General features: G+C 68.1%; 23 protein-coding genes and 1 pseudogene. 15 read left to right on the forward strand and 9 right to left on the reverse strand.

Translation table 11 applies throughout. From position 1 onward, the window contains the following. Positions 1 to 309 precede the first annotated feature (309 nt). The 6 genes from R5H29_RS06955 to R5H29_RS06980 all read left to right on the forward strand — a co-directional run bounded on the left by R5H29_RS06955 (position 310) and on the right by R5H29_RS06980 (position 5,682). Positions 310 to 2,058 carry a glutamine--tRNA ligase/YqeY domain fusion protein gene (locus R5H29_RS06955; RefSeq protein ID WP_332328961.1) on the forward strand — a complete coding sequence of 583 codons (1,749 nt, stop codon included), beginning with the start codon at positions 310 to 312 and terminating at the stop codon, positions 2,056 to 2,058. 43 nt (positions 2,059 to 2,101) lie between these two features. Further along, positions 2,102 to 2,755, forward strand: coding sequence for a membrane protein (locus R5H29_RS06960; RefSeq protein WP_019661131.1), 654 nt, complete (start codon positions 2,102 to 2,104; stop codon positions 2,753 to 2,755). Between the two features lie 51 nt (positions 2,756 to 2,806). After that, complete coding sequence (locus R5H29_RS06965; protein ID WP_332328962.1) at positions 2,807 to 3,529, forward strand: DUF6348 family protein; 723 nt, start codon at positions 2,807 to 2,809, stop codon at positions 3,527 to 3,529. 97 nt (positions 3,530 to 3,626) lie between these two features. Beyond that, positions 3,627 to 4,187: a nucleoside deaminase gene (locus R5H29_RS06970; RefSeq protein ID WP_180877914.1), complete on the forward strand. Its 561-nt coding sequence runs from the start codon at positions 3,627 to 3,629 to the stop codon at positions 4,185 to 4,187. Beyond that, positions 4,171 to 5,238, forward strand: a complete 1,068-nt coding sequence (gene rlmM, locus R5H29_RS06975; protein ID WP_019661128.1) for a 23S rRNA (cytidine(2498)-2'-O)-methyltransferase RlmM — start codon at positions 4,171 to 4,173, stop codon at positions 5,236 to 5,238. The genes R5H29_RS06970 and rlmM overlap by 17 nt, the downstream gene beginning before the upstream one ends. A gap of 48 nt (positions 5,239 to 5,286) precedes the next feature. Beyond that, the gene (locus R5H29_RS06980) at positions 5,287 to 5,682 is read left to right on the forward strand and encodes an EF-hand domain-containing protein (protein WP_332328963.1); all 396 of its coding nucleotides are present in this window, start codon (positions 5,287 to 5,289) and stop codon (positions 5,680 to 5,682) included. A gap of 68 nt (positions 5,683 to 5,750) precedes the next feature. Here R5H29_RS06980 and R5H29_RS06985 read toward each other — a convergent pair whose 3' ends face one another. Both R5H29_RS06985 and ubiH read right to left on the reverse strand, forming a co-directional pair. Next, positions 5,751 to 6,932, reverse strand: coding sequence for a UbiH/UbiF family hydroxylase (locus R5H29_RS06985; protein WP_155028980.1), 1,182 nt, complete (start codon positions 6,930 to 6,932; stop codon positions 5,751 to 5,753). After that, positions 6,929 to 8,137, reverse strand: a complete 1,209-nt coding sequence (ubiH, locus tag R5H29_RS06990) for a 2-octaprenyl-6-methoxyphenyl hydroxylase (protein WP_332328964.1) — start codon at positions 8,135 to 8,137, stop codon at positions 6,929 to 6,931. The genes R5H29_RS06985 and ubiH overlap by 4 nt, the downstream gene beginning before the upstream one ends. Positions 8,138 to 8,244: 107 nt before the next feature. Between ubiH and R5H29_RS06995 the strand changes: the two genes are divergently transcribed. The 9 genes from R5H29_RS06995 to R5H29_RS07035 all read left to right on the forward strand — a co-directional run bounded on the left by R5H29_RS06995 (position 8,245) and on the right by R5H29_RS07035 (position 17,474). Further along, entirely contained in the window at positions 8,245 to 8,829 is a 585-nt protein-coding gene (locus tag R5H29_RS06995) for a hypothetical protein (protein ID WP_019661124.1), read from the forward strand. A 10-nt stretch (positions 8,830 to 8,839) separates the two neighbouring features. Further along, positions 8,840 to 9,394, forward strand: a complete 555-nt coding sequence (locus tag R5H29_RS07000; RefSeq protein ID WP_019661123.1) for a cob(I)yrinic acid a,c-diamide adenosyltransferase — start codon at positions 8,840 to 8,842, stop codon at positions 9,392 to 9,394. Between the two features lie 9 nt (positions 9,395 to 9,403). Further along, a complete protein-coding gene (locus R5H29_RS07005) occupies positions 9,404 to 10,342 on the forward strand; it encodes a histone deacetylase family protein (protein WP_019661122.1) in 939 nt (312 codons plus the stop codon). Positions 10,343 to 10,431: 89 nt separating this feature from the next. Beyond that, the gene (gene lptD / locus R5H29_RS07010) at positions 10,432 to 12,912 is read left to right on the forward strand and encodes an LPS-assembly protein LptD (protein ID WP_080112535.1); all 2,481 of its coding nucleotides are present in this window, start codon (positions 10,432 to 10,434) and stop codon (positions 12,910 to 12,912) included. After that, on the forward strand, positions 12,909 to 14,255 hold the full coding sequence (locus R5H29_RS07015; RefSeq protein ID WP_019338102.1) for a peptidylprolyl isomerase: 1,347 nt from the start codon (positions 12,909 to 12,911) through the stop codon (positions 14,253 to 14,255). Before lptD ends, R5H29_RS07015 begins: the two co-directional genes overlap by 4 nt. 3 nt (positions 14,256 to 14,258) lie before the next feature. Beyond that, positions 14,259 to 15,239, forward strand: a complete 981-nt coding sequence (gene pdxA / locus R5H29_RS07020; protein ID WP_332328965.1) for a 4-hydroxythreonine-4-phosphate dehydrogenase PdxA — start codon at positions 14,259 to 14,261, stop codon at positions 15,237 to 15,239. Then, positions 15,236 to 16,039 (forward strand): 16S rRNA (adenine(1518)-N(6)/adenine(1519)-N(6))-dimethyltransferase RsmA, encoded by an 804-nt coding sequence (rsmA, locus tag R5H29_RS07025; RefSeq protein WP_021203187.1) that lies wholly within the window; start codon positions 15,236 to 15,238, stop codon positions 16,037 to 16,039. The genes pdxA and rsmA overlap by 4 nt, the downstream gene beginning before the upstream one ends. A gap of 13 nt (positions 16,040 to 16,052) precedes the next feature. Beyond that, positions 16,053 to 16,436, forward strand: a complete 384-nt coding sequence (apaG, locus tag R5H29_RS07030) for a Co2+/Mg2+ efflux protein ApaG (RefSeq protein ID WP_332328967.1) — start codon at positions 16,053 to 16,055, stop codon at positions 16,434 to 16,436. 15 nt (positions 16,437 to 16,451) lie between these two features. Beyond that, positions 16,452 to 17,474: a symmetrical bis(5'-nucleosyl)-tetraphosphatase gene (locus R5H29_RS07035; RefSeq protein ID WP_134732202.1), complete on the forward strand. Its 1,023-nt coding sequence runs from the start codon at positions 16,452 to 16,454 to the stop codon at positions 17,472 to 17,474. 323 nt (positions 17,475 to 17,797) lie between these two features. Here the strand turns inward: R5H29_RS07035 and R5H29_RS07040 are convergent, their stop codons facing one another. The 7 genes and pseudogenes from R5H29_RS07040 to R5H29_RS07070 form a co-directional block, all read right to left on the reverse strand. After that, positions 17,798 to 18,289, reverse strand: coding sequence for a dihydrofolate reductase (locus R5H29_RS07040; RefSeq protein ID WP_332328966.1), 492 nt, complete (start codon positions 18,287 to 18,289; stop codon positions 17,798 to 17,800). A gap of 5 nt (positions 18,290 to 18,294) precedes the next feature. Continuing rightward, positions 18,295 to 19,089, reverse strand: a complete 795-nt coding sequence (locus tag R5H29_RS07045) for a thymidylate synthase (protein ID WP_021203184.1) — start codon at positions 19,087 to 19,089, stop codon at positions 18,295 to 18,297. Further along, positions 19,086 to 19,973: a prolipoprotein diacylglyceryl transferase gene (lgt, locus tag R5H29_RS07050; RefSeq protein WP_134732206.1), complete on the reverse strand. Its 888-nt coding sequence runs from the start codon at positions 19,971 to 19,973 to the stop codon at positions 19,086 to 19,088. Before lgt ends, R5H29_RS07045 begins: the two co-directional genes overlap by 4 nt. A gap of 51 nt (positions 19,974 to 20,024) precedes the next feature. Further along, positions 20,025 to 20,519, reverse strand: a complete 495-nt coding sequence (locus R5H29_RS07055; RefSeq protein ID WP_019661113.1) for a TPM domain-containing protein — start codon at positions 20,517 to 20,519, stop codon at positions 20,025 to 20,027. Next, positions 20,519 to 21,406 (reverse strand): YgcG family protein, encoded by an 888-nt coding sequence (locus R5H29_RS07060; RefSeq protein WP_021203181.1) that lies wholly within the window; start codon positions 21,404 to 21,406, stop codon positions 20,519 to 20,521. The genes R5H29_RS07055 and R5H29_RS07060 overlap by 1 nt, the downstream gene beginning before the upstream one ends. A gap of 3 nt (positions 21,407 to 21,409) precedes the next feature. After that, positions 21,410 to 22,030 (reverse strand): LemA family protein, encoded by a 621-nt coding sequence (locus R5H29_RS07065; RefSeq protein WP_012510094.1) that lies wholly within the window; start codon positions 22,028 to 22,030, stop codon positions 21,410 to 21,412. Positions 22,031 to 22,721: 691 nt separating this feature from the next. Next, positions 22,722 to 22,863: pseudogene (locus R5H29_RS07070) on the reverse strand (VOC family protein); the annotation flags it as partial.

A 22,863-nucleotide genomic window follows, 5' to 3' on the forward strand; every position in this document is an offset into this window, starting at 1 on the left:
CGTGGCTGTCGGCGGGGGTCTCGGGGCTGGCGGGTGTGTGCTCGGACATGAGTCGGCGAAAAGAAAGGCAGAAAGACCAACAGTCTAGCGCGTACCGGGCAGAACTGCCGGGGTTGCCCGGCCCCCGGCCGCCCCCACCACCCGGGGAACGGGTGTGGGCGGGGCGGGGCGGCCCCCCCCGCCACCCCCCCCCCCCCCCCCAACCCCCCGTCGCCGGGGGGGGGGGGCGGCGGGGGGCCCGGCAACCCCGGCAGTTCTGCCCGGTACGCGCTAGACTGTTGGTCTTTCTGCCTTTCTTTTCGCCGACTCATGTCCGAGCACACACCCGCCAGCCCCGAGACCCCCGCCGACAGCCACGAAAAGCGCGATTTCATCCGCCAGATCGTGCGCGAGGACCTGGCCAGCGGAAAGCACCAGGCGATCAAGACCCGCTTCCCGCCGGAACCGAACGGCTACCTGCACATCGGCCATGCCAAGTCGATCTGCCTGAACTTCGGCATCGCCGGCGAATTCAGCGGCGTCTGCAACCTGCGCTTCGACGACACCAACCCGGCCAAGGAAGATCCGGAGTACGTGGCCGCGATCCAGGACGACGTGCGCTGGCTGGGCTTCGAGTGGAACGAGCTGCGCCATGCTTCGGACTACTTCCAGGCCTATTACCTGGCCGCCGAGAAGCTGATCGAACAGGGCAAGGCCTATGTCTGCGACCTGTCGGCCGAGGAAGTGCGCGCCTACCGCGGCACTCTCACCGAGCCGGGCCGCCCGTCGCCGTGGCGCGACCGCAGCGTCGAGGAGAACCTCGACCTGTTCCGCCGCATGCGCGTCGGTGAATTCCCGGATGGCGCACGCACCCTGCGCGCGAAGATCGACATGGCCAGCGGCAACATCAACCTGCGCGATCCGGCGCTGTACCGCATCAAGCACGTCGAGCACCAGAACACCGGCAGCGCGTGGCCGATCTACCCGATGTACGACTTCGCCCACGCGCTGGGTGATTCGATCGAGGGCATCACCCACTCGCTGTGCACGCTGGAGTTCGAAGACCACCGCCCGCTGTACGACTGGTGCGTGGACAACGTCGATTTCGCCCATGACGATGCGCTGACCCAGCCGCTGGTCGATGCCGGCCTGCCGCGCGAAGCTGCCAAGCCGCGCCAGATCGAGTTCTCGCGCCTGAACATCAACTACACGGTGATGAGCAAGCGCAAGCTGATGGCGCTGGTCACCGAACAGCTGGTGGACGGCTGGGACGACCCGCGCATGCCGACCTTGCAGGGCCTGCGCCGCCGTGGTTATACCCCGTCTGCGATGCGCCTGTTTGCCGAGCGCGTAGGCATCAGCAAGCAGAATTCGCTGATCGACTTCAGCGTGCTGGAAGGCGCACTGCGCGAGGACCTCGACAGCGCCGCCCCACGCCGCATGGCGGTGGTCGATCCGGTCAAGCTGGTGCTGACCAACCTGCCGGAAGGCCACGAAGAGCTGCTGACCTTCAGCAACCATCCCAAGGACGAGAGCTTCGGCAGCCGCGAAGTGCCGTTCGCACGCGAGGTGTGGATCGACCGCGAGGACTTCGCCGAAGTGCCGCCGAAGGGCTGGAAGCGCCTGGTGCCGGGTGGCGAAGTGCGCCTGCGCGGCGCCGGCATCATCCGCTGCGACGAAGTGATCAAGGATGCCGATGGCACCATCACCGAGCTGCGCGGCTGGCTGGATCCGGAATCGCGTCCGGGCATGGAAGGCGCCAACCGCAAGGTCAAGGGCACCATCCACTGGGTCAGCGCCGTGCATGGCGTGCCGGCCGAGATCCGCCTGTACGACCGCCTGTTCTCGGTGCCGAACCCGGATGATGACTCGGAAGGCAAGACCTACCGCGATTACCTCAATCCGGAATCGCGCCGCACCGTCACCGGCTATGTCGAGCCGGCCGCGGCCAGCGCCGCACCGGAGCAGTCGTTCCAGTTCGAACGTACCGGCTACTTCGTCGCCGACCGCCGCGACCACACCGAAGCCAAGCCGGTGTTCAACCGCAGCGTGACCCTGCGCGATACCTGGTCGGCCTGAGGACCTGCGCGGGCGCCAGCATGGCGCCCGCACGCCATCGACAATGATCACCGCCCTCTCCGTCCTGTTCTGGTTCATCTCGCAGCATCCGCTGCTGACGTTCTTTGCAGCGATGGTGCTGGCCGGACTGGTCTCGTGGTGGCGGCGCTTTCCGGGCTACGCCATCGTGGTGTTCCCGCTGGCGATGCTCAACATGTTCCTCGGCCACTTCCTCAACGCCACCTTCCTCAACGTGGTGGGCGAGCGTGGTGAAGCGGTGATCGTCAAGGCCGAGCGAACCAGTTCCACGCTCAACGAACAGTACATCTGGCGCTACGAAGGGGTGCTGCATACCGCCGAGGGCCGCGACGTGGACGTGGTGTTCTACACCAACACCGCTTCGCTGTGGCCGCTGGAAAACGCCATCCGCATCCCGGCGCGCGACCAGCCGTTCGTGGTCAAGTACACGCCGGGCTTCCCACGCAACTTCGTCATCCTCACCAACGAATCCCCGCATGGCATCGCCCAGGCCCGTGCCAGTGCGCGCGAGCGCGTGGAGGTAGCGGCGCGCAAGCTGCACTTCAGCCCGGGCAATGCCGAGTTCCGCGCGGACTATCGCCGCGAACTGGAAAGCTGGCTGCGCGACCACGGCAACGACCCGCAGCAGCAGCCCGACGCGCAGCGATATCGCGCCGAGCTCGACGCGCTCGACCATTAGATTTTCCAGGCCCTGCCTGGATGTTCCACCCCATCCACCGACAGGCCTGACATGACCACGACCTCCGCTGCCCTCCTCCCGCTGCTGCAGCAGGTCCTTCAGGACGCCGGCACCGCCAGCCGCGTCGACGGCAACGCGCTGCTGCTGGACAGCGGCCTGCGCCTGACCCCGCATGCAATGGCCGCACACGCGCGCGACAACGGTGGTTGGCAGACCTCCACCGTCATTGAAAGCCAGCATCCGCAGTTGTTCGCCGATGGCCTGTTCGAGTACCAGCACGCAAATGGTGCCGATGAGCAGGCATCGCTGTTGTCCGGCTTCCAGGCCTGGGCCCGGGTGGACCTGGTGACCCTGCAGACCGCGATCGGCGCCCAAGACGCGCAGGGCCTGCCGATGATGGGCCTGACCTATCCGGCCGGCGCTGACGGCCAGGAACTCGAACGCACCGTGGTGCTCGGTCCACTGGCGCATTACCGCGAGCATGAGATGGACACCGCCCCCCGCAGCGAAGACGATCATGGCTCCTGCCCCTGCTGCCTGTTCACGCGCAGCATCGATGCATTCGATGCGCTGCTGAAGACGCGTTCTTTCCTGGCCATCCGCCTGTTCGCCTCGCGCGATGCCGATGGCCTGTGCGAGGCCGATTGCCGGGTCAACGGCCACGACTTCGCCGCCGCCCTGCCCCTGCTGCGCGCCTACGCGGCCAGCTGGCCGCAGGCAGGGCTGGAATTCCGCAAGCAGTACGTGGTGGTCCGCACCGGCTCGCCAGGCTGACCCACGCCCACACCCGATACAGGCCGGTGCGGCTACACTGCGCGCCGGTTCCCCAAGCAACCGCACTTTTTTCCATCCCACACGAGGCACCCCCGCGATGCTGTACGCGCAAGTCCACCTGACCCTTCCCGCCTGGATCCACGGCCAGATCGACCTGGATCGTCGATATCCGGGCGACGAGGCCAAGGTCGCGCTGGCGATCGAGCTGTCGCGGCTGAACGTCGAGCACGCCAGTGGCGGCCCGTTCGGTGCGGTGGTGTTCGGCCCGGACGACAAGGTCATCGCCGCTGGCGTGAACCGGGTGATGCCGCACGCGACTTCGCTGGCGCACGCCGAGAACATGGCCTACATGCTGGCCCAGCAGCGCCTGCAGACCCCGCGCCTGAACGCGGTGCTGTCGCCGGTCACCCTGGCCACCAGTTCGCAGCCATGCTGCCAGTGCTATGGCGCTACCGTGTGGGCCGGCATCGACCGCCTGCTGATCGGTGCCAGTGCGGCCGACGTCGAGGAACTGACCCCGTTCGATGAAGGCCCGCTGCCGGCCGACTGGGTCGGCGAGCTCAACAAGCGTGGCATCGAAGTGGTGCAGGGCTTGGACCGCGACGCCGCGCGCAGCGTGCTGCGAACCTATGGGGAAAGCGATGGCGCCCGTTACTGAGACCGGCATCGGCCTGCTGTGCCTGTGCCGGCAGGGCTTTGAACCCGAGCTGGCCGGCGAGCTGCAGTTCCGCGCCGGTGAAGCCGGTTTCGCTGGCTATGCGCGCACCCAGCGCAATGACGGCTATGTGCTTTTCATGTGCGACGACGCTGCAGCACTGGCGCCACGCCTGCGCTGGCGAGAACTGATCTTCGCGCGGCAGAAGCTGGTCGTGCTGGCCGAGCTGCCGCAGCTGGACCCGAGCGATCGCATCACCCCGATGCTGGAGGTGCTGGCCGATGCGCCGCGCTTCGGCGACCTGTGGGTGGAGCACCCCGATTCGGACGCTGGCAAGCCACTGTCCGGGCTGGCGCGAGCCTTCGGCAATGCACTGCGCCCGGCGCTGCGCAAGGCCGGCAAGCTCACTGATAAGCCAAACAACCGCCTGCCGCGCCTGCACGTGGTGTTCGTCGACGGCACCCATGCCTTCGTCTGCGTGGCCGACCCGGCCGACAGCGCGCCGTGGGCACTGGGCATCCCGCGCCTGAAGCTGCTGCCCGAGGCGCCTTCGCGTTCGGCACTGAAGCTGGACGAAGCACTGCTGACCCTGCTGACGCCGGAAGAACGCGAAGCACTGGCCAAGCCCGGCATGCGTGCGGCCGACCTGGGCGCCGCCCCCGGCGGCTGGACCTGGGTACTGACCCGCCAGCACATGCACGTGCTGAGCATCGACAACGGCCCGCTGCGCCAGCACGTGCTGGACACCGGTCTGGTCGAGCACCTGCGCGCCGATGGTTTCCACTGGCACCCCGAACAGCCGCTGGACTGGATGGTCTGCGACATGGTCGAGCAGCCGCGCCGCGTGGCCGAACGCATGGCCACCTGGTTCCGCGAAGGCTGGTGCAGGCACGCCATCTTCAATCTGAAGCTGCCGATGAAGAAGCGCTGGGACGAAACCCGCCTGTGCCTGGACCTGTTCCAGGACCAGGCCGGCAAGCCGCTGGTGGTACGCGCCAAGCAGCTCTATCACGACCGTGAGGAGATCACGGTATTGGCCTCGCCGCTGCGCTGAGGAACATGCCCGCCGGGCATGGGCCCGGCGCTACCGAGGAAGGGAACCATGCGATACCACTCGCTCACCATGTTGATCACCCTGCTGGCCGCCGCACCTGCCATTGCCCAGCAGCTGCCGCACCCCCCTGCGCAGAGCCAGCCGCTGGGCCCCACCGGCGGCGCGATCCGCCAGCAACCGCTGGATGCTGGCCGGGTCAGCGGCAGCGTCGAGATTGCACGACCGGCCGGCGAGGCACAGGTGACCGTGCGTTCGCTGGAACCGAGCAGCGTGGTCGGCCAGTACCGCATCCACTTCGCCGCGCTGGATGTGAACGGCGATGGTTTCATCAGCCGCGAGGAAGCACAGGCCAACCCGGCGCTGGCCGACGAATTCAATTCGCTGGACCGCAGGCACCGCGGCAAGCTGGACCGCACCGACCTGGCCGGCTGGCTGGTGGATTGAAAAAGGGGACGGAGGGGATTAAGTCGTATGTGCACAAACGACTTAATCCCCTCCGTCCCCTTTTTGCTTCAGACCCCGGCGGCGCGCTTCCAGAATGCCTGCACCAGCGGCGGCCATCGGCCGACGCAGCCCAGCGCACGGCCCCGGGCCAGGGTCAGGTGCATTTCGTCGTTGGAGAACAGGCGGTTGATCGCATCGAAGCTGTAGGCGGCGATGTGGTTGTCGCTGCGCCGTTCGCGTGCCCAGCGCTGCAGGCGCTGCGGCGACAGCCGCGGCTGGCCGCGGCGCTCGGCCGACGGCGCCAGCCACTGCTGCAGGGCAGCGACATCGCGCAACCCCAGGTTCACGCCCTGCCCGGCCAGCGGATGCACCACATGTGCGGCATCGCCCAGCGCCAGCACGCGGCCGGCCACATAGTGACGGGCCAGCTGGCGGCGCAGCGGGAACGCCGCACGCGGCGAGGCCAGACGTAGTTCGCCCAGGCGCGCCGCGAAGGCGCGGGTCAGTTCGCGGTTGAAGCTGTCCTCGTCCAACGCCAGCACGCGAGCCGCTTCATCCTCGGGCAGGGTCCAGACGATGGAGCTGCGGCGCTCGGCCACCGGCAGCAGCGCCAGCGGCCCGCCCGGCAGGAAACGCTGCCAGGCCGTGGCCTGGTTGGAAAGATCGCTGTCCACGTAGGCCACCACGCCACGCTGGTGGTAGTCATGCTTTTCAACCTCGATCCCGGCCAGCTGGCGCAGGGTCGATTCGGCACCGTCGGCGGCCACCGCCAACGCCGCTTCCAGGCGGCGACCGTCATCCAGGCGCAGGCGCACGCCATCCTCGTCCTGCTCCAGTGCTTCCACCCGTGCCGGGCAGTGCAGCTGCACGCCCGCCGCCGGCAGCGCCGCCCACAGGCGGTCCTGCAGCAGGCCGTTCTCGACGATGTAGCCCAGTTCGCGACGGCCGAAGCGATCGGCATCGAACAGCAGATCTTCGCCACCGGCCGCATCCCACACCTGCATACGCCGGTAGGGCCAGGCACGGGCCTGGGCGATCGCCGGCCACACGCCGAGGCGGTTCAACAGCTGCACGTTGTCGGCGGCAAAGGCGAACACGCGCAGGTCCGGTTGCGCAACCTGCCACGGCGCGGGCTCACGACCTTCCACCAACGCCACCGACAGGCCGGCATCGGCCAGCGCCAGCGCGCACGCGGCACCGACCACGCCACCGCCGACGATGGCCACATCCAGGCGCGCGCGGCGGCTCATGCGGTTTCTCCACGGCACAGCCGCGGTACTTCGCCACGGAAGCCCATCGCACCACCGACCAGCATCGACTGCACCGAGGCGCGTTGTGCGGCCACCAGACCGAGGCTGCGCAGCGGCCGCATCAGTGGCGCCGGGTTGCTGGTCAGCCGTGCCAGGCCGCCGGAGAACGCCACCGTCTGCCGGCGGTCTTCCTCGCGGCGTGCAACATAGGCCTGCAGCAATGCATCACTGCCGGCATCCTCATGCGCATTCTCCAGCAGTTCGGCCAGGGTCAGCGCATCGCGCAGGCCCAGGTTGAAGCCCTGCGCACCCAGCGGATGGATGGTCTGCGCGGCATTGCCCAGCAGCACCGTGCGTTCACCGGCCAATGCGCGCGCCAGCACCTGGATGAGCGGATAAGCGCTGCGTGGACCGGATTCGAGCAGGCGGCCGGCACGCCAGCCGATCGCGTCCTGCAGGCGCTGCAGCCAGGCCGCATCGTCCAGCGCCATCACCGCATCGGCCTGATCGCGGGCCACGCCATGCACGGTGCCGAAGTGGCGGTCACCGCGCGGCAGCAGGGCGGTCGGGCCGGTATCGGTGAAGCGCTCCCAGGCCGTGCCATCCGGCGCACGCTGGCTGCGCACGCGGGCGACGAACAGGGTCTGCTGGAAATCATGGCGGTCGACCTCGATGCCCAGCGCGCCACGCACGCCGCTGGTGGTGCCATCGACGCCCACCACCAGACGTGCCAGCAGCACGCGTTCACCCGCCTCGTCAGCCACCCGCACCTGGCGGTAGCCGTCCACCACCTCGCCCAGTCCCAGGAACCGCATCGGCCGATAACGGCGCAGGCGCGGCAGCTCCTGAAGCCGCGCTTCCAGCGCCTGGCCGAAATCGCGCGCGACCACCACCTGGCCGAACCACGGCCGGTCGTAATCGGCCGCTTCGAGCTGCACACGGCCGAAATCGCCGGCACGACTGACATGGATGCGCCGGATCGGGCCCGGTGCCATCGCCAGCTTCTGCATCACCCCCAGCGCGGTCAGCGCATTGACGGTGGCAGCGGCGAAACTGAGATTGCGCTGGTCGAACACCGCAGGCAGCTCGCCGGCCGGGCTGGCCTCGAGCAGGCCCACGTCGCGGCCCAGCCGGTCCAGGGCGATGGCCAGGCTGGCACCCACCAGGCCACCACCGACGATCAGCACGTCATGTCGTTCACTCATGTGTTCATGATACGCGCTCGCCCCGACTGTACGCCGAACAAGCGGCGCCTGCGCCAACCGGCGCGGCGGGCTAGAATGAAACCTGAATCCGCTCCGGGCCCGCTGCCATGTCCGCCACCGCCAACCGCGCCTTCGTCCTGTCCGTCCTCGTGCTGTTGCTGGCGGCGACCCGGGTCAACCACTTCGCGGCCATTCCGGATGCCTCCTGGGCGGTGTTCTTCATCGGTGGCTTCTATCTGGCCACGTGGACACGCTGGGCGTTTCCGCTGCTGATGGTGTTCGCCGTGCTGGTGGACTGGATCGTGATCCGCAGCAGCGGCCTGGATTTCTGGCAGCACTACTGCGTGTCGCCGGGTTACTGGCTGCTGCTGCCGGCGTACTTCTCGCTGTGGGCCGGCGGCATGCTGCTGGGCCGTAACTACCAGGGCGCGCGCTGGCCGGTGCTGGCCAAGGGTGCGCTGCTGCTGGTCGCGTCGGTGGCGATCTGCCACCTGCTGGCGCAGGGCGGCTTCTACTGGACCAGCCGTAACGTGGCCGAGCCGACGCTGGCCGGCTGGGCACAGAACTACGCGCAGTGGTTCGGGCCCTACCTGCGCACTACGGCGATCTATGTGGCGCTGGCCGCTGCCCTGCAGTTGGCCGTGGAGCAGGTGTTGAAGCTCCAGCAGGCCCGCCGCGACATCCGCCACTGAGCCGCGCGCCATGGGTCATCGCCTCTCGCGCATTTACACCCGCACCGGCGACGACGGCAGTACCGGCCTTGGCGACGGCCAACGCGTGGCCAAGGATGACGCCCGCGTGGCGTCCTTCGGTACCGTCGACGAGGCCAACGCCGCGCTCGGCCTGCTGCTGGCCGCGCCCCTGCCCGAGGATGTACGCGCGCTGGTGGTGCATCTGCAGCACCAGCTGTTCGATCTGGGCGCCGAGCTGTGCATTCCCGGCCACGCCGCGATCCATGCCGCCGACGTCTCGGCCCTGGAGCAGCAGCTGGACCATTACAACGCCAACCTCCCGATGCTGAAGGAATTCATCCTGCCGGCCGGCGGCGAAGCTGCCGCGCGCTGCCATCTGGCCCGCACCATCGTCCGCCGCGCCGAGCGCGAGACGGTCACCCTGGCCCGCCACGAGGCCGTCCGCAGCGAGGCGCTGCAATACCTCAACCGGCTGTCGGACCTGCTGTTCGTGCTGGCCCGGGTGCTGGCCCGCGCCGACGGCCATGGCGAAGCGCTGTGGCAGCCACAGCAGCGCCAGCGCTGAGTCGGCACGATGCTGGTCTATTCCCACCCGTCCTGCCTGCTGCATGACCCCGGTCCCGGCCATCCCGAATGCCCGCAACGGCTGCAGCAGGTGCTGGACGCGCTGCACACCGCCTTCCCCGGCCAGCTGGACTGGCGCGAGGCGCCGCCGGCGAAGTTCGGCGAACTGACCCGGGTCCACGACAGCGCCCTGCTCGACTTCGTGCTGCAGCCGCAGACCGCACCGCTGCGCCAGCTGGACATGGACACCTGGACCTCGCCGGGCTCGGCCAGCGCCGCCGTGCACGCCGCCGGTGCCGGCGTCGCCGCAGTCGATGCGGTGATGCTGGGCGAGGACCCGCTGGCCTTCTGCGCGGTACGCCCACCGGGCCACCACGCCACCAGCAGCACCGCCATGGGCTTCTGCCTGCTGAACAACATCGCCATCGCCGCCGCCCATGCCCGCGACCGCCATGGCCTGGAACGGATCGCGGTGGTCGATTTCGACGTGCACCACGGCAATGGCACCCAGGACATCTTCCAGCATGACGCCCGGGTTTCGTACTACAGCACCCACCAGGCCGGGCTGTTCCCCAATTCCGGCCTGCGCCGCGACCGCGGTGCCGGCAACCTGATGAACATCCTGCTGCCGCCGGGAAGCGGCGGCTTCCGCTTCCGCAACGTCTGGGCCGACGAGATGCTGCCGGCCATCGACGACTTCCGCCCGCAGCTGCTGCTGATCTCGGCCGGCTTCGATGCCCACCTGCGTGATCCACAGGCGGATCTGATGCTGGAGACCGACGATTTCGCCTGGATCACCGGTGAGCTGCACGCGCTGGCACGCCGCCACGCGGCTGGCCGGGTGGTGTCGATGCTGGAGGGCGGCTATGACCTGCAGGCCCTGGCCGAGTGCAGCGTGGCCCATGTCCAGGCCCTGCTTACGCCATCCGCCGGCACCTCCGCCGGATGAACCCGAACCGGCAGGCTCCGGCGTCCTTCATTGCCCCTATGCAAGGGATGGGGCAAGCTACCGTCCGTTTTCGCCCGAATCCGAACCGCGTGCGCCGAGCCCTCCGCCTGCTTCCCCTGCCTCTGAGCATCGCCATCAGCCTTCCGGCAATGGCTGATGATAAGCCGCTCAACTGGGGCCTGTGCCCGGCCACCGACGTCATTCCCGCGTTCACCGACGCCCCCACGCCGGTCCCGGGCCAGGACAAGGCTGCCGCTGCGGCCGCCCGCGAGAACCAGCCGACCGACATCGAAGGCGACCAGCTGCTGGGTACCACCACCGTGCCGCAGTACGAGGGCAACGTGGCGCTGCGCCGGGGCGACCAGTTCGTCGGTACCGACAAGCTCAGTTTCGACACCGAGACCGGCAACTACATCGCCGACGGCAATGTCCGCTACCAGGACGGGTCGATCCGGATGGTCGCCAAGCGCGCCGAAGGCAACCAGGAAAGCGACACCCACAAGATCACCGACATCAAGTACCAGCTGGTGTCGCGCCGCGGCAACGGCGATGCCGAGTCGGTCGACCTGCAGGGCGCGGTCGGCCAGATGCACCGCTCCACCTACACCACCTGCGACCCGTCACAGCCGGTGTGGAAGCTGTCGGCGCCGCAGATCGAAGTGGACAACGACGAGGGCTTCGGCACCGCCCGCAACGCCGTGCTGCGGATCGGCAAGGTGCCGGTGCTGTGGGCGCCGTACTTCAAGTTCCCGATCGATGACCGCCGCAAGACCGGCCTGCTGTTCCCGCAGCTGGGCATGTCCGGGCGCAACGGATTCGACTACGCACAGCCGATCTACTTCAATCTGGCGCCGAACTACGACGACACGTTGACCCCGCGCTACATGAGCCGGCGCGGCCTGCTGCTCGACAACGAGTTCCGCTACCTCTACAACGGCGGCCGTGGCGAGGTGCTGACCAGCTACATGCCCAACGACAGGCTGCGCGACCGCGACCGCGGCCGGGTGATGTTCGACGGCTACCACAACGTGAACAGCCACTGGCAGGCCCGCGCCAACCTGGCCTGGGTCAGCGACGAGCGCTATGTCGAGGACTTCGCCAACCGCCTGGTGGGGGTGACCGCCTCCAACCTGCAGAGCACCATTGGCCTGTACGGTACGGGCACGAACTGGACGGCCGGCATCATGGCCGACCGCTGGCAGCTGACCGACTACACGCTTGACGAGAATGCCCTGCCCTACAACCGCCAGCCGCGGGTGTATTTCAACTGGAACAAGCCGATGCGGCCATGGCTGGAAACCGGCCTGTACGCCGAAGCGGTGAGGTTCACCCACGACGACGTGAACCTCAAGTACGGTGCCGATGCGGGCCCGGACCTGCAATACACCCGCACCGGCCAGACCGTGCGCGCCTATGGCGGCTCCCGCCTTGACGTCAAGCCGTACGTTTCCTTCCCCATCAGCGGCGCGGCCTGGTACATCACGCCCACCCTGGCGTACCGCTACACGGCCTACCAGCTGGACCGCGGCCTGGCCGACAGGATACGCAGCACCGTTCTGGCCTCGGAGGGCGTGGACGTGACCACCGCCACGCCGGAACAGCTGCGCGGCAACACCTCGCCCAGCCGCAGCCTGCCGATCGGCAGCATCGACGCCGGCCTGTTCTTCGACCGCGAGACCAGCATCCGCGGCAAGTCCTTCCTGCAGACGCTGGAGCCGCGCCTGTTCTACCTGCGCACGCCGTACCGCAACCAGGACGAACTGCCGATCTTCGACACCCGTGACTTCACCTTCAGCTGGGGCCAGCTGTTCCGCGATTCGCGCTACACCGGCGCCGACCGCCAGAACGATGCCAACCAGCTGACCCTGGCACTGAGTACCCGTTTCATCGACCAGACCACCGGCAAGGAGCGGTTCTCGGCCTCGATCGGCCAGATCCAGTACTTCGACGAGTCGCGGGTGACCGTCACGCCGGGCGGCGCGCCGGTGGAAAAGGGCAAGTCGGCGTGGATCGCCGACGGCAACTACATGATCAACGACCGCTGGACCCTGGGCGCCACCTACCAGTGGGACCCGAAGTACAAGCGCGAGGATCTGGCCAGCGTCCGCGCCCGCTACCTGATGCCCAACGATGGCGTGATCAACCTGAGCTACCGCTACCGCATCAACGCCGGCGCCCCGGCGACGGCCAACAAGCATGACCGCACCCTGCTGGAGCAGGCTGACCTGTCGTTCCTGTACCCGCTGAATGCGCGCTGGAGCCTGGTCGGTCGCTATTACTACTCGCTGCAGGACAAGGAGCCGCTGGAAATCATCGGCGGCGTGCAGTGGGACAGCTGCTGCCTGGCCGTGCGCGTGGTCGGCCGCCGCTACGTCCGCAATCGCGAGGGCGAGATGAACAATTCCATCCAGGTGGAGTTCGTCCTGAAGGGCCTGAGCTCCATCGGCCAGGACACGGACCGCACCCTGCGCCGTGCTATCCTCGGCTACAACCGCGACGACCTCTATCTCGTGCCGCCCAGCAACACCGGGGTGACCCGCGATGACTACGATCCGAATCAGATCCCATGACCAAGCGCTTCCCCGTTCTTCTCGCCTCCCTGCTGGCGGTGTCCAGCGTGTCCGCCCCTCTGCAGGTGCTCGCGCAGGAGGCGCAGCCGTTGGACCGCATCGCCGCCGTCGTCGACGAGGACGTGATCCTGCAGAGCGAGCTCCAGCGTGCGATCGCCAACATCAAGGCCCAGTACGCCGGCCGTGAAAACCAGCTGCCGCCGGAAGACGTGCTCAGCCGCCAGGTGCTCGAGCGACTGGTGCTGGTCAAGCTGCAGGTCGCCCGCGCCCAGGGCAGCGGCATCCGCGTCAGCGACCAGGAGCTGAACCAGGCGATGAATGCCATCGCCCAGCAGAACGGCTCGGACCTGGATGCACTGCGCCAGCGCCTGGCCCACGACGGCATCGATTTCAACGATTTCCGTGCTTCGGTGCGCGATGAAATCACTGTGCAGCGCCTGCGCCAGAGCTTCGCGCAGAGCCGCATCAGCGTCAGCGAGGGTGAAGTGGACGCCGCGCTGAAGCAGCAGGCCACGGTGGGCAACCAGTACCACCTGGCACACATCCTGATCGCCCTGCCCGACGGCTCCAACGCCGACCAGATCGCCACCGGCCAGAAGAAGGCCGAGGGCGTGAAGGCCCTGCTGGACAAGGGTGAGCTGGACTTCAACGCTGCCGCCGTGCGTTATTCGGACAGCCCGAACGCGCTGGAAGGCGGCGATCTGGGCTGGCGCAGCCTGGATGAAATCCCGCAGGCCTTTGCCCAGCTGATGGAAAAGATGAAGCCCGGCGAAGTGGTCGGCCCGATCCGCGGCCCCAGCGGCTTCCAGTTGCTGAAGCTGGTGGAAGTGCGTGATGCCAGCGCCGCCAGCGGTGGCGCGCACACGGTCACCGAATACCACGGCCGCCACATCCTGGTGCGCGTGGACGATCACCAGACCGACGCTGCCGCCAAGGCCAAGATCGATACCCTGCGCGCCCGCATCGCCGGCGGCGCGGATTTCGAAACCGTGGCCAAGGAATCCTCCGAGGACAACAACAGCAAGGGCCAGGGCGGCGATCTGGGCTGGTTCCCGGTCGACGCGTTCGGTCCGGCGTTTGGCCAGCAGGTGGCCGGCATCCAGGACGGCGGCGTCAGCCAGCCGTTCCGCACCGATGCTGGTTGGCACATCGTGCAGCGCGTGGCCACCCGCCAGACCGACGTGACCAACGACAACCAGCGCGCCCAGATCCGCGAGACCATTGGCCGCCGCAAGCTGGAAGACGAGTACAACCGCTTCCTGCAGGAACTGCGTGGCGAAGCCTATGTCAGCTTCCGCAGCGGGGACCGCGCGGAAAATACCGCCACGCCGCCGCAGTCCTGACCGATGCGCCCCGAGCTCGCTCTGGTACCGGGCGAGCCCGCCGGGATCGGCCCGGAGCTGTGTGTCCGCCTCGTCCAGCAGCCGCGTGAAGATTGCCGGCTGCTGGCCTTCGCCGACCCGGAAACCCTGCGCGCGGCCGCCGTCGCGCTGAACCTGCCCCTGCAGCTGCTGCCCGAGGACGCCGAAGCCCGCGCCCCGGGCGACCTGCGTGTGCGCGCGGTGGCCAATGCCATGCCCAGCCACTTCGGCCAGGCCGACCCGGCCAATGCCGGGGCCGTCATCGGCGCCCTGCTCGCTGCCGGCCAGGCCTGCCTGTCCGGCGAACTGCACGGCGTGGTCACCGGCCCGGTGCACAAGGCGGTCATCAACGAAGGCGGCATCGCCTACAGTGGCACCACCGAACTGCTGGCCGACCAGGCCGGGGTGAAGGTGGTGATGATGCTGGCCAACCCCATCGTGCGCGTGGCCCTGGCCACCACCCACCTGCCGCTGCGCGAGGTGGCCGATGCGATCACCGCGCCCAGCCTGGAACACACCCTTCGCACCGTGCACGCCGCGCTGTGCCGCGAGTTCGGCCTGCCCGCGCCACGCATCGCCGTGCTCGGCCTGAACCCGCACGCCGGCGAAGACGGCCATCTGGGCCGCGAGGAACTGGACCTGGTCATCCCGCTGCTGCAGCGCCTGCGCGCGGAGGGCATGGACCTGATCGGGCCGCTGCCGGCCGATACCGCGTTCCTGCCGGCCAAGCTGGCCGGTTTCGACACCGTGCTGGCGATGTACCACGACCAGGGGCTGCCGGTGCTGAAGTACTCCGGTTTCGAGCAGGCGGTGAACCTGACCCTGGGCCTGCCCTACCCGCGCGTGGCGGTAGACCATGGCACCGCGCTGGACCTGGCCGGCCGCGGCATTGCCGATCCTTCCAGCCTGCAGGCGGCAACGACGCTGTGTGCGCAGCTTGCGCGGCAACGTACACTGAGCGCATGAATTCCCCGCATTCCCCCTCCGGCCCGGTGTTCACCGCACCGGCCAAGAAGCAGCTTGGCCAGCATTTCCTGGCCGATCGCCACTACATCGACAAGATCGTGATGGCGGTCAACCCGAAAGAAGGCGATCGCCTGGTCGAGATCGGTCCCGGCCAGGGCGCGATCACCCTGCCGCTGCTGCGCGTGCATCCGAAACTGACGGTGATCGAGTTCGACCGCGACCTGATCGCGCCACTGACCGCCGCCGCCGAGCCGCTGGGCGAGCTGACCATCGTCCACCGCGACGTGCTGCGCGTGGACTTCACCGAGCTGGCTGCCGGCCAGCCGATCCGCCTGGTCGGCAACCTGCCCTACAACATCTCCTCGCCGATCCTGTTCCATGCACTGGAACATGCCGCGGTGATCCGCGACATGCACTTCATGCTGCAGAAGGAAGTGGTCGACCGCATGGCCGCCGGCCCCGGCAGCAAGGTGTACGGCCGCCTCAGCGTGATGCTGCAGGCTTATTGCCAGGTGACCTCGCTGTTCGTGGTGCCGCCGGGCGCGTTCCGGCCGCCGCCGAAGGTCGATTCGGCCGTGGTACGGCTGGTGCCGCGTGACCCGGCCTCGATCAACATCAACGACCACGCCCGTTTCGCCGAGGTGGTCAAGGCCGCCTTCGGGCAGCGCCGCAAGACCCTGCGCAATGCGCTCAACAACGTCGTGACGGCCGAGCAGTTCGTCGCCGCCGGCGTGCGCCCCGATGCCCGCGCCGAACAGCTGGATGTGGCTGAATTCATCGCTTTGGCCAATGCCTCCTGATTACACTGCCGGTATGGAAGACGCTGACGTTTACTCCATTTCCGTCGAAGTCGCACCGCGCTTCCTCGACGACCAATCCGCGCCGGAAGACGGGCGCTATGCGTTCGCCTACACGATCCGCATCCACAACCAGGGGCGGGTCGCCGCACGCCTGGTCGCACGCCACTGGCGCATCACCGATGCCAATGGCCGCGTCGAGCATGTCGATGGCGACGGGGTGATCGGCGAGCAGCCGCGCCTGCGTCCCGGTGAAGACTTCCATTACACGTCCGGTGTCATGCTGGGGACCGATCACGGGACCATGCAGGGCCACTACGACATGGTCGCCGACGACGGCACCGAATTCGCCGCGCCGGTCGCACCTTTCGTGCTGGCCATCCCGCGTACCCTGCACTGACACGGAGGCCGAACGATGAGTGTGTGGGCGATCGGCGACCTGCAGGGCTGCTACGACGTCACCCAGCGCCTGCTGGAGAAGATCCGCTTCGACCCGGCGCAGGACACCCTGTGGTTCTGCGGCGACCTGGTCAACCGCGGTGGCCAGTCGCTGGAAACGCTGCGGCTGGTGCATTCGCTGCGCGGGCACAGCGTGGTGGTGCTGGGCAACCATGACCTTTCGCTGCTGGCCGTCGGTGCACGCACCGAAGAGGAACAGCGCAAGGTCAATCCGGACCTGCTGCGCATCGTGCAGGCCGAGGACCGCGACGAACTGCTGGACTGGCTGCGCCTGCAGAAGCTGGTGCACGTGGATCGCGAGCTGGGCTGGATGATGGTGCACGCCGGCCTGGCGCCGAAGTGGACCACGCAGATGGCCGAAAAGCATGCCGCCGAGGTCGAGGCGCAACTGCACGGTGCCGGCTACCGCAAGCTGTTCCGCAACATGTACGGCGACAAGCCGAGCTGGGCGCCGAACCTGTCCGGCTACGACCGTTCACGGGCGATCATCAATGTGCTCACCCGCATGCGCTACTGCACCCCGCGCGGGCGCATCGGCATCGAGGACAAGGGCACGCCGGGCACGCAGGAACAGGGACTGTACCCTTGGTTCGAAGTGCCAGGCCGGGTCGAGCGCGACCTGAAGATCGTCTGCGGCCACTGGTCGGCGCTGGGCCTGACCATCACCCAGGGCGTGCATGCCATCGACACCGGCGCAGTCTGGGGCGGCAAGCTGACCGCGATCCAGCTCGATACCGATGAACTGCGCGTGGTGCAGGTGCCGGGCCGCGATGTCCCCGCACCCGTGCCCAACGCACGCACGCCAGCGCGACCAGCACGCGAGCGCCCGGCTGCATCGGCGCAGGGCAGGGATCCGGGCGGGGCCAACGCCGCGGCCGCCAACCCGGGCAACCGTGGCCCGCGCCGTCGTCGTCGCCGTGGCGGCGGTGGGGGCGGCTCCGCAGGCCCTGGCAACAACGGGGCCCCGCCGCAGGCGTGACCTGATCGTTCTCGGCACCATGGACGGGTGCCGCTGCCCACTCCGGGCCCGGCCACCACCGGCGGTGGAAGCACCGCCCACGGTCCATCGCAGCCGTTGCGCGTCTTCGCCGCTGGGCGCAGCACGCGCGAAGAGGACCCGCGGTTCCAGCACGCCATCATCGGGCATTACCGGATGCCGTAGCGACAGCCTAGGCAGAGTCGACTGTCAGTCGACTATCGCGCGCAGCGCGGGTTTTTCGGGTGACCGCCGAGAGCAGTCGACTAACAGTCGACTCTACCCCGTCGATATCCCCGTCGGTGTTTTCGTTGGTATTTGCGCGATCAGCGGCGCACGTAATGCACGAAGCAGAACGCGTAGACGTGGCGTTCGTCGGCCGGGTGCGGCTCGCTGCTGACTTCCCGCCAGTCCTGCATGTCGACTTCGGGGAAATGGGTATCGGCAGGCACTTCGGCATCGACCCAGGTCAGGTACAGGTCGCTGGCTTGGTCGAGCAGCTGGTGGAAGATCTCGCCGCCGCCGATGATGCACAGCTCGCGGGCGCCCTCGCCTTCGGCAATCGCCTTGGCCTCGTCCAACGACGCCACCGCGCGCATGCCCGCGAACGGCACCTGGCCGCTGCGGGTCAGCACCAGGTTGGTGCGCCCCGGCAGTACGCGGCCGATCGACTCGGCCGTCTTGCGCCCCATCAGGATCGGCTTGCCCAGGGTGAGCGCCTTGAAGTGCTTGAAATCATCCGGCAGGTGCCAGGGCATGGCATTGCCCTGGCCGATGCCACGGTTGCGGTCCAGCGCCACGATCATCGACAGCTTCATGGCACTCACACCGCTACCGGCGCCTTGATGGCCGGGTGCGGATCGTAACCGTCGATGCGGATGTCGTCGAACCGGAAGCCGAACAGGTCGGTCACCTCCGGGTTCAACCACAGCTTGGGCAGCGCGCGCGGTTCGCGCGCCAGCTGCTCGCGGGCCTGCTCGAAGTGGTTCGAGTACAGGTGCGCGTCACCCAGCGTGTGCACGAAGTCGCCCACTCCCAGGCCGGTGGCCTGCGCCACCATGTGGGTCAGCAGCGCATAGCTGGCGATGTTGAACGGCACGCCGAGGAAGATGTCGCCGCTGCGCTGGTAGAGCTGGCAGCTGAGCTTGCCGTCCACCACGTAGAACTGGAACAGGTTGTGGCACGGCATCAGCGCCATCTGCGAAAGCTCGCCCACGTTCCAGGCGCTGACCACCAGCCGGCGCGAATCGGGGTTGCGCTTGATCTCGTCCACCAGCCACTGCATCTGGTCGATCTCGCGGCCATCGGCGGTGGCCCAGCTGCGCCACTGCTTGCCGTAGACCGGGCCGAGATCGCCGTTCTCGTCGGCCCACTCGTCCCAGATGCGTACCTGGTTGTCCTTCAGGTAGCCGATGTTGGTATCGCCCTTCAGGAACCACAGCAGCTCGTGGATGATCGAGCGCAGGTGCAGCTTCTTGGTGGTGACCAGCGGGAAGCCTTTGTTGAGGTCGAAACGCATCTGCCAGCCGAACACGCTGCGGGTGCCTGTGCCGGTACGATCACTCTTCTCCGCGCCATGTTCCAGCACATGCGCAAGCAGATCCAGGTAGGCCTTCATGCCTTGCCCTCCGCAGCCATCACCGGTTGCGGCTGCAGCACGGGTGCGCGGCGCGACATCACCAGCAGCACCAGGCCGAAGGCGATCAGCGGCAGGCTGAGGATCTGGCCGCGGGTCAGCCAGTCGAAAGCCACGTAGACGCCGTTGTCGGGCATGCGTACGAATTCGACGGCGAAGCGGAACAGGCCGTACATCAGCGCGAACAGGCCGCCGACCAGGTAGCGGTGGCGCGGCCTGGCCGAGACCGTCCACAGCACCACGAACATCACCAGGCCTTCCAGCAGCGCTTCATACAGCTGCGAGGGATGGCGCGCGAACTGGTTCAGCGCGCCGGTGGCGAACTGCGCCTGCAAGGTGGCGTGGTCGAGCTGGTTCAGCGGCGCCGGCAGGCCCGACGGGAACACCACGCCCCAGGTACCGTCGGTGTACTTGCCCCACAGCTCGGCGCCGATGAAGTTGCCGATGCGACCAAAACCCAGGCCCAGCGGCACCAGCGGCGCCATGAAATCCATGGTGTCGAAGAAGTGCAGGCGGTGCTTGCGCGACCACCACCAGCAGGCGCCCAGCACGCCCAGCAGGCCGCCGTGGAAGCTCATGCCGCCATCCCATACTTTGAACAGCAGCAGCGGGTTGTGCAGGAAATCGCCCAGCGCGTAGAACAGCATGTAGCCGATGCGCCCGCCCAGCACCACGCCGAGCATGGCGTAGAACAGCAGGTCGGAGAAGCCGTTGGCGTCGACGCCCGGCAGGCGACCGGCGGCGATGCGCGTGCGTCCCAGCAGCCAGGCAGCGGTGAAGCCCAGCAGGTACATGATGCCGTACCAATGCACCTTGATCGGCCCCAGCGAGAGGGCGATGGGGTCGATGTCGTGGAAATAGATCATGGAAGGTGCCTTGCGGTTGAACGCCTATTCTCGGGCCAGTGCCGCCCCGGCTCAACCAAGGAGCTGGGGCGAGTTCGGCAACGCGTCATCGTTCGACCGGGTCGAGGCCGGAAAGTGCCCTTCGATCAGGCTGGAGACCTCGTCGATGGCATCCTGCAGCGCTTCCACCGGATTGGAACCACGCAGGCCCTCGCGCAGATGGGTGCAGACCCGCTGCCACTGCGCCGGGCTGACCCGGCCATGCAGGCCGCGGTCGGCGACGATCTCGATGGCATGGTCGGCCAGCAGCAGGTAGATCAGCACCCCGTTGTTGTGAGCGGTGTCCCAGGTGCGCAGGCGTGCGAAGGCATGCTCGGCGGCCTGCCTCGGGGTGACCTTGTGCCACAACGCGGACAGAGGCAGATCGGCCTCCACAGCGAACATCACCTGACCGCCGTGGCGCTGCTCACCGGCGGCGATGGCCTCGGTGATCGCCTGCAGCGTGGCTGGCGGGAACGCGCGACGTACCGACGGCGAACATACATGGCGGAACAGACGTTGGATCATCACCAGCCTCCCGAAGCACCACCACCACCGGAACGGCCACCGCCGCCGCCCCAGCCGCCTCCGCCGCCGAATCCACCACCACCGCCGAAGCCGCCTCCCCCGCCCCAGCTGCCGCCGCCCCAGCCACCACCGCCGGCAAAGCGCCCCGGGTGGCCGGACAGCATCGCCACGATCAGGCCAACCACGCCGGCCAGGCCACTGGCCAGCAGGGTGGAGGTGAACAGGAACGCCGCCACGGCTGCGCCAGCGCCGCCGAGCAGGCCACGCAGCGGGCGCGGCACGCGCGCGAACACGCCGCGCAGGATGCTGCCGGCGAATACACCGATGAACAGCGCCAGAAACCAGGTATCGCCGCCGCCACCCGGCTCGCGCCCACGATGGCCACTGACCGGTGCGGGCAGCGTTTCGCCATCGATCAGCTTGACCAGCACCGCGGTGGCATCGGTGATGCCCCCGGCGTAGTCGCCGCTGCGGAAGCGTGGCACCAGGTACTCCTGGATGACCCGGTTGGCGATGGCATCGGGAATCGCGCCTTCCAGGCCGTAGCCCGGCTCGATGCGAACGCGCCGGTCGTCCTTGGCCACCACCAGCAGCACCCCGTCATCCACGCCCTTGCGGCCGATCTGCCACTGGTCGAAGACCCGCGTGGTGTACTGGGCGATGTCTTCCGGCTGGGTGGTGGGTACCACCAGCACCTGCAGCTGGCTGCCCTTGCGCTGCTGAAGGTCAAGCGCCTGCTGTACCAGCGCCTGCTTCTGCGCGGCATCCAGCGTGCCGGTGGTGTCGACCACCGGCGAATCCAGCGCCGGAACCGGCGCCAGCTGCTGGGCGTGCGATGCCAGCGGCAGCCATAGCAGCAGGGCCAGCAGCGCAGTGGCCAGGCGCATGGGTCAGTGGCCCGGCTGCGGTGCCGGCTGCTGCTGCGGCGCGCTGCCGAAATCGACCGCCGGCGCGTTGGAGATCTGCGCTTCGTTGTCCACGGTGAAGTTCGGCTTGGTCTTGTAGCCGAAGATCTTGGCGGTGATCACCTGCGGGAACGAGCGGATGTAGGTGTTGTAGTCCTGCACCTGCTGGATGTAGCGGCCACGGGCGACGGTGATGCGGTTTTCAGTGCCTTCCAGCTGGGCCTGCAGGTCGCGGAAGTTCTGGTCCGACTTCAGCACCGGGTAGTTCTCGGTGACCACCAGCAGCCGCGACAGCGCGCTACCCAGTTCGCCCTGGGCCTGCTGGAACTGCTTGAGCGAGGCTTCGTCATCGGCGTTGACGTTGATCTGGCCGACACGCGAGCGGGCGTTGGTGACTTCGGTCAGCACGCGCTCTTCCTGGCTGGCAAAGCCCTTCACCGTCTGCACCAGGTTGGGCACCAGGTCGGCGCGCCGCTTGTACTGGTTGAGCACTTCGGACCAGCTGGCCTTGACCGCCTCATCCTTCTGCTGGATGGCGTTGTAGCCGCAGCCGGACAGCAGGGAGGCCAGCAGCATCAGGGGCAGGACACGGGTGAACAGGCGCATGGCGGAGGTTCCGGGTGGGCTTGGCGCCGAGCATGCCATGGTTCGGGTGAAAGACCGGCCATCGGGCGCCGCCCCCTCCGCGGTGTGGTCCAGCCAGCTCGGGGTGGGGCGGGGGGGGGGGGGGGGGGGGGGGGGGGGCGCGGCGGGCGCACGGAGCTGGCGCAAAACCCCCGCCGGGGGGGGGCGGGGGCCCGTGATGGGGGCCCCTCGGGCCCCACAACACCCCCCCGGCCACGCCTTCGACAGATCTCCGGTGACGGATGGTCTATCCACGCTTTGCGTGGATCAAATCCATCGGAATCGAATATTTCGACAATTGATCGAAAAGGATCCACGCATGGCGTGGATCTACCGTGTCGACCAAGGTCGACACCCACCAGAGCAATACGCCGTTCCGACAGATGGCAGGGAACTGTCGAAGGCGGGGTGGGTCCGGTTGCGGGGGCGTGAGCGCCATGGGCCCGAGGCATGCCTCGGGCGGGTTGGGCAGGACGCCCAACCCAGGTCTTGCCGTGTGCGCAGGACAGCGCACACGAGCAAGCGGCGACCGAGCTTACATGGACGTACTTGCAGCGCCCCCCGCAGCCGGACCCACCCCGCCACCCCACGGATAGCCGCCTTTGCTTCTGAGGTTGCCGGCCAGCGGCCGGCACTACCGCGGGTGCCGGGCGCAGCCCGGCCGTGCGCACCCTCACCGGCCGTGCGGGTCGGGCCGGTGATGCACGTACTCGACCACCGTGCCATCGGGATGCACCGCGTTGAACGCCGCCCCGGTCGGTACCACCTGCAACGGGAAGATGATCTCGGCGCCAGCCGCGACCAGTTTGTCGTGA

The sequence above is a fragment of the Stenotrophomonas sp. A3_2 genome (assembly GCF_036624925.1).
GTDB classification, from domain to species: Bacteria; Pseudomonadota; Gammaproteobacteria; order Xanthomonadales; family Xanthomonadaceae; genus Stenotrophomonas; species Stenotrophomonas hibiscicola.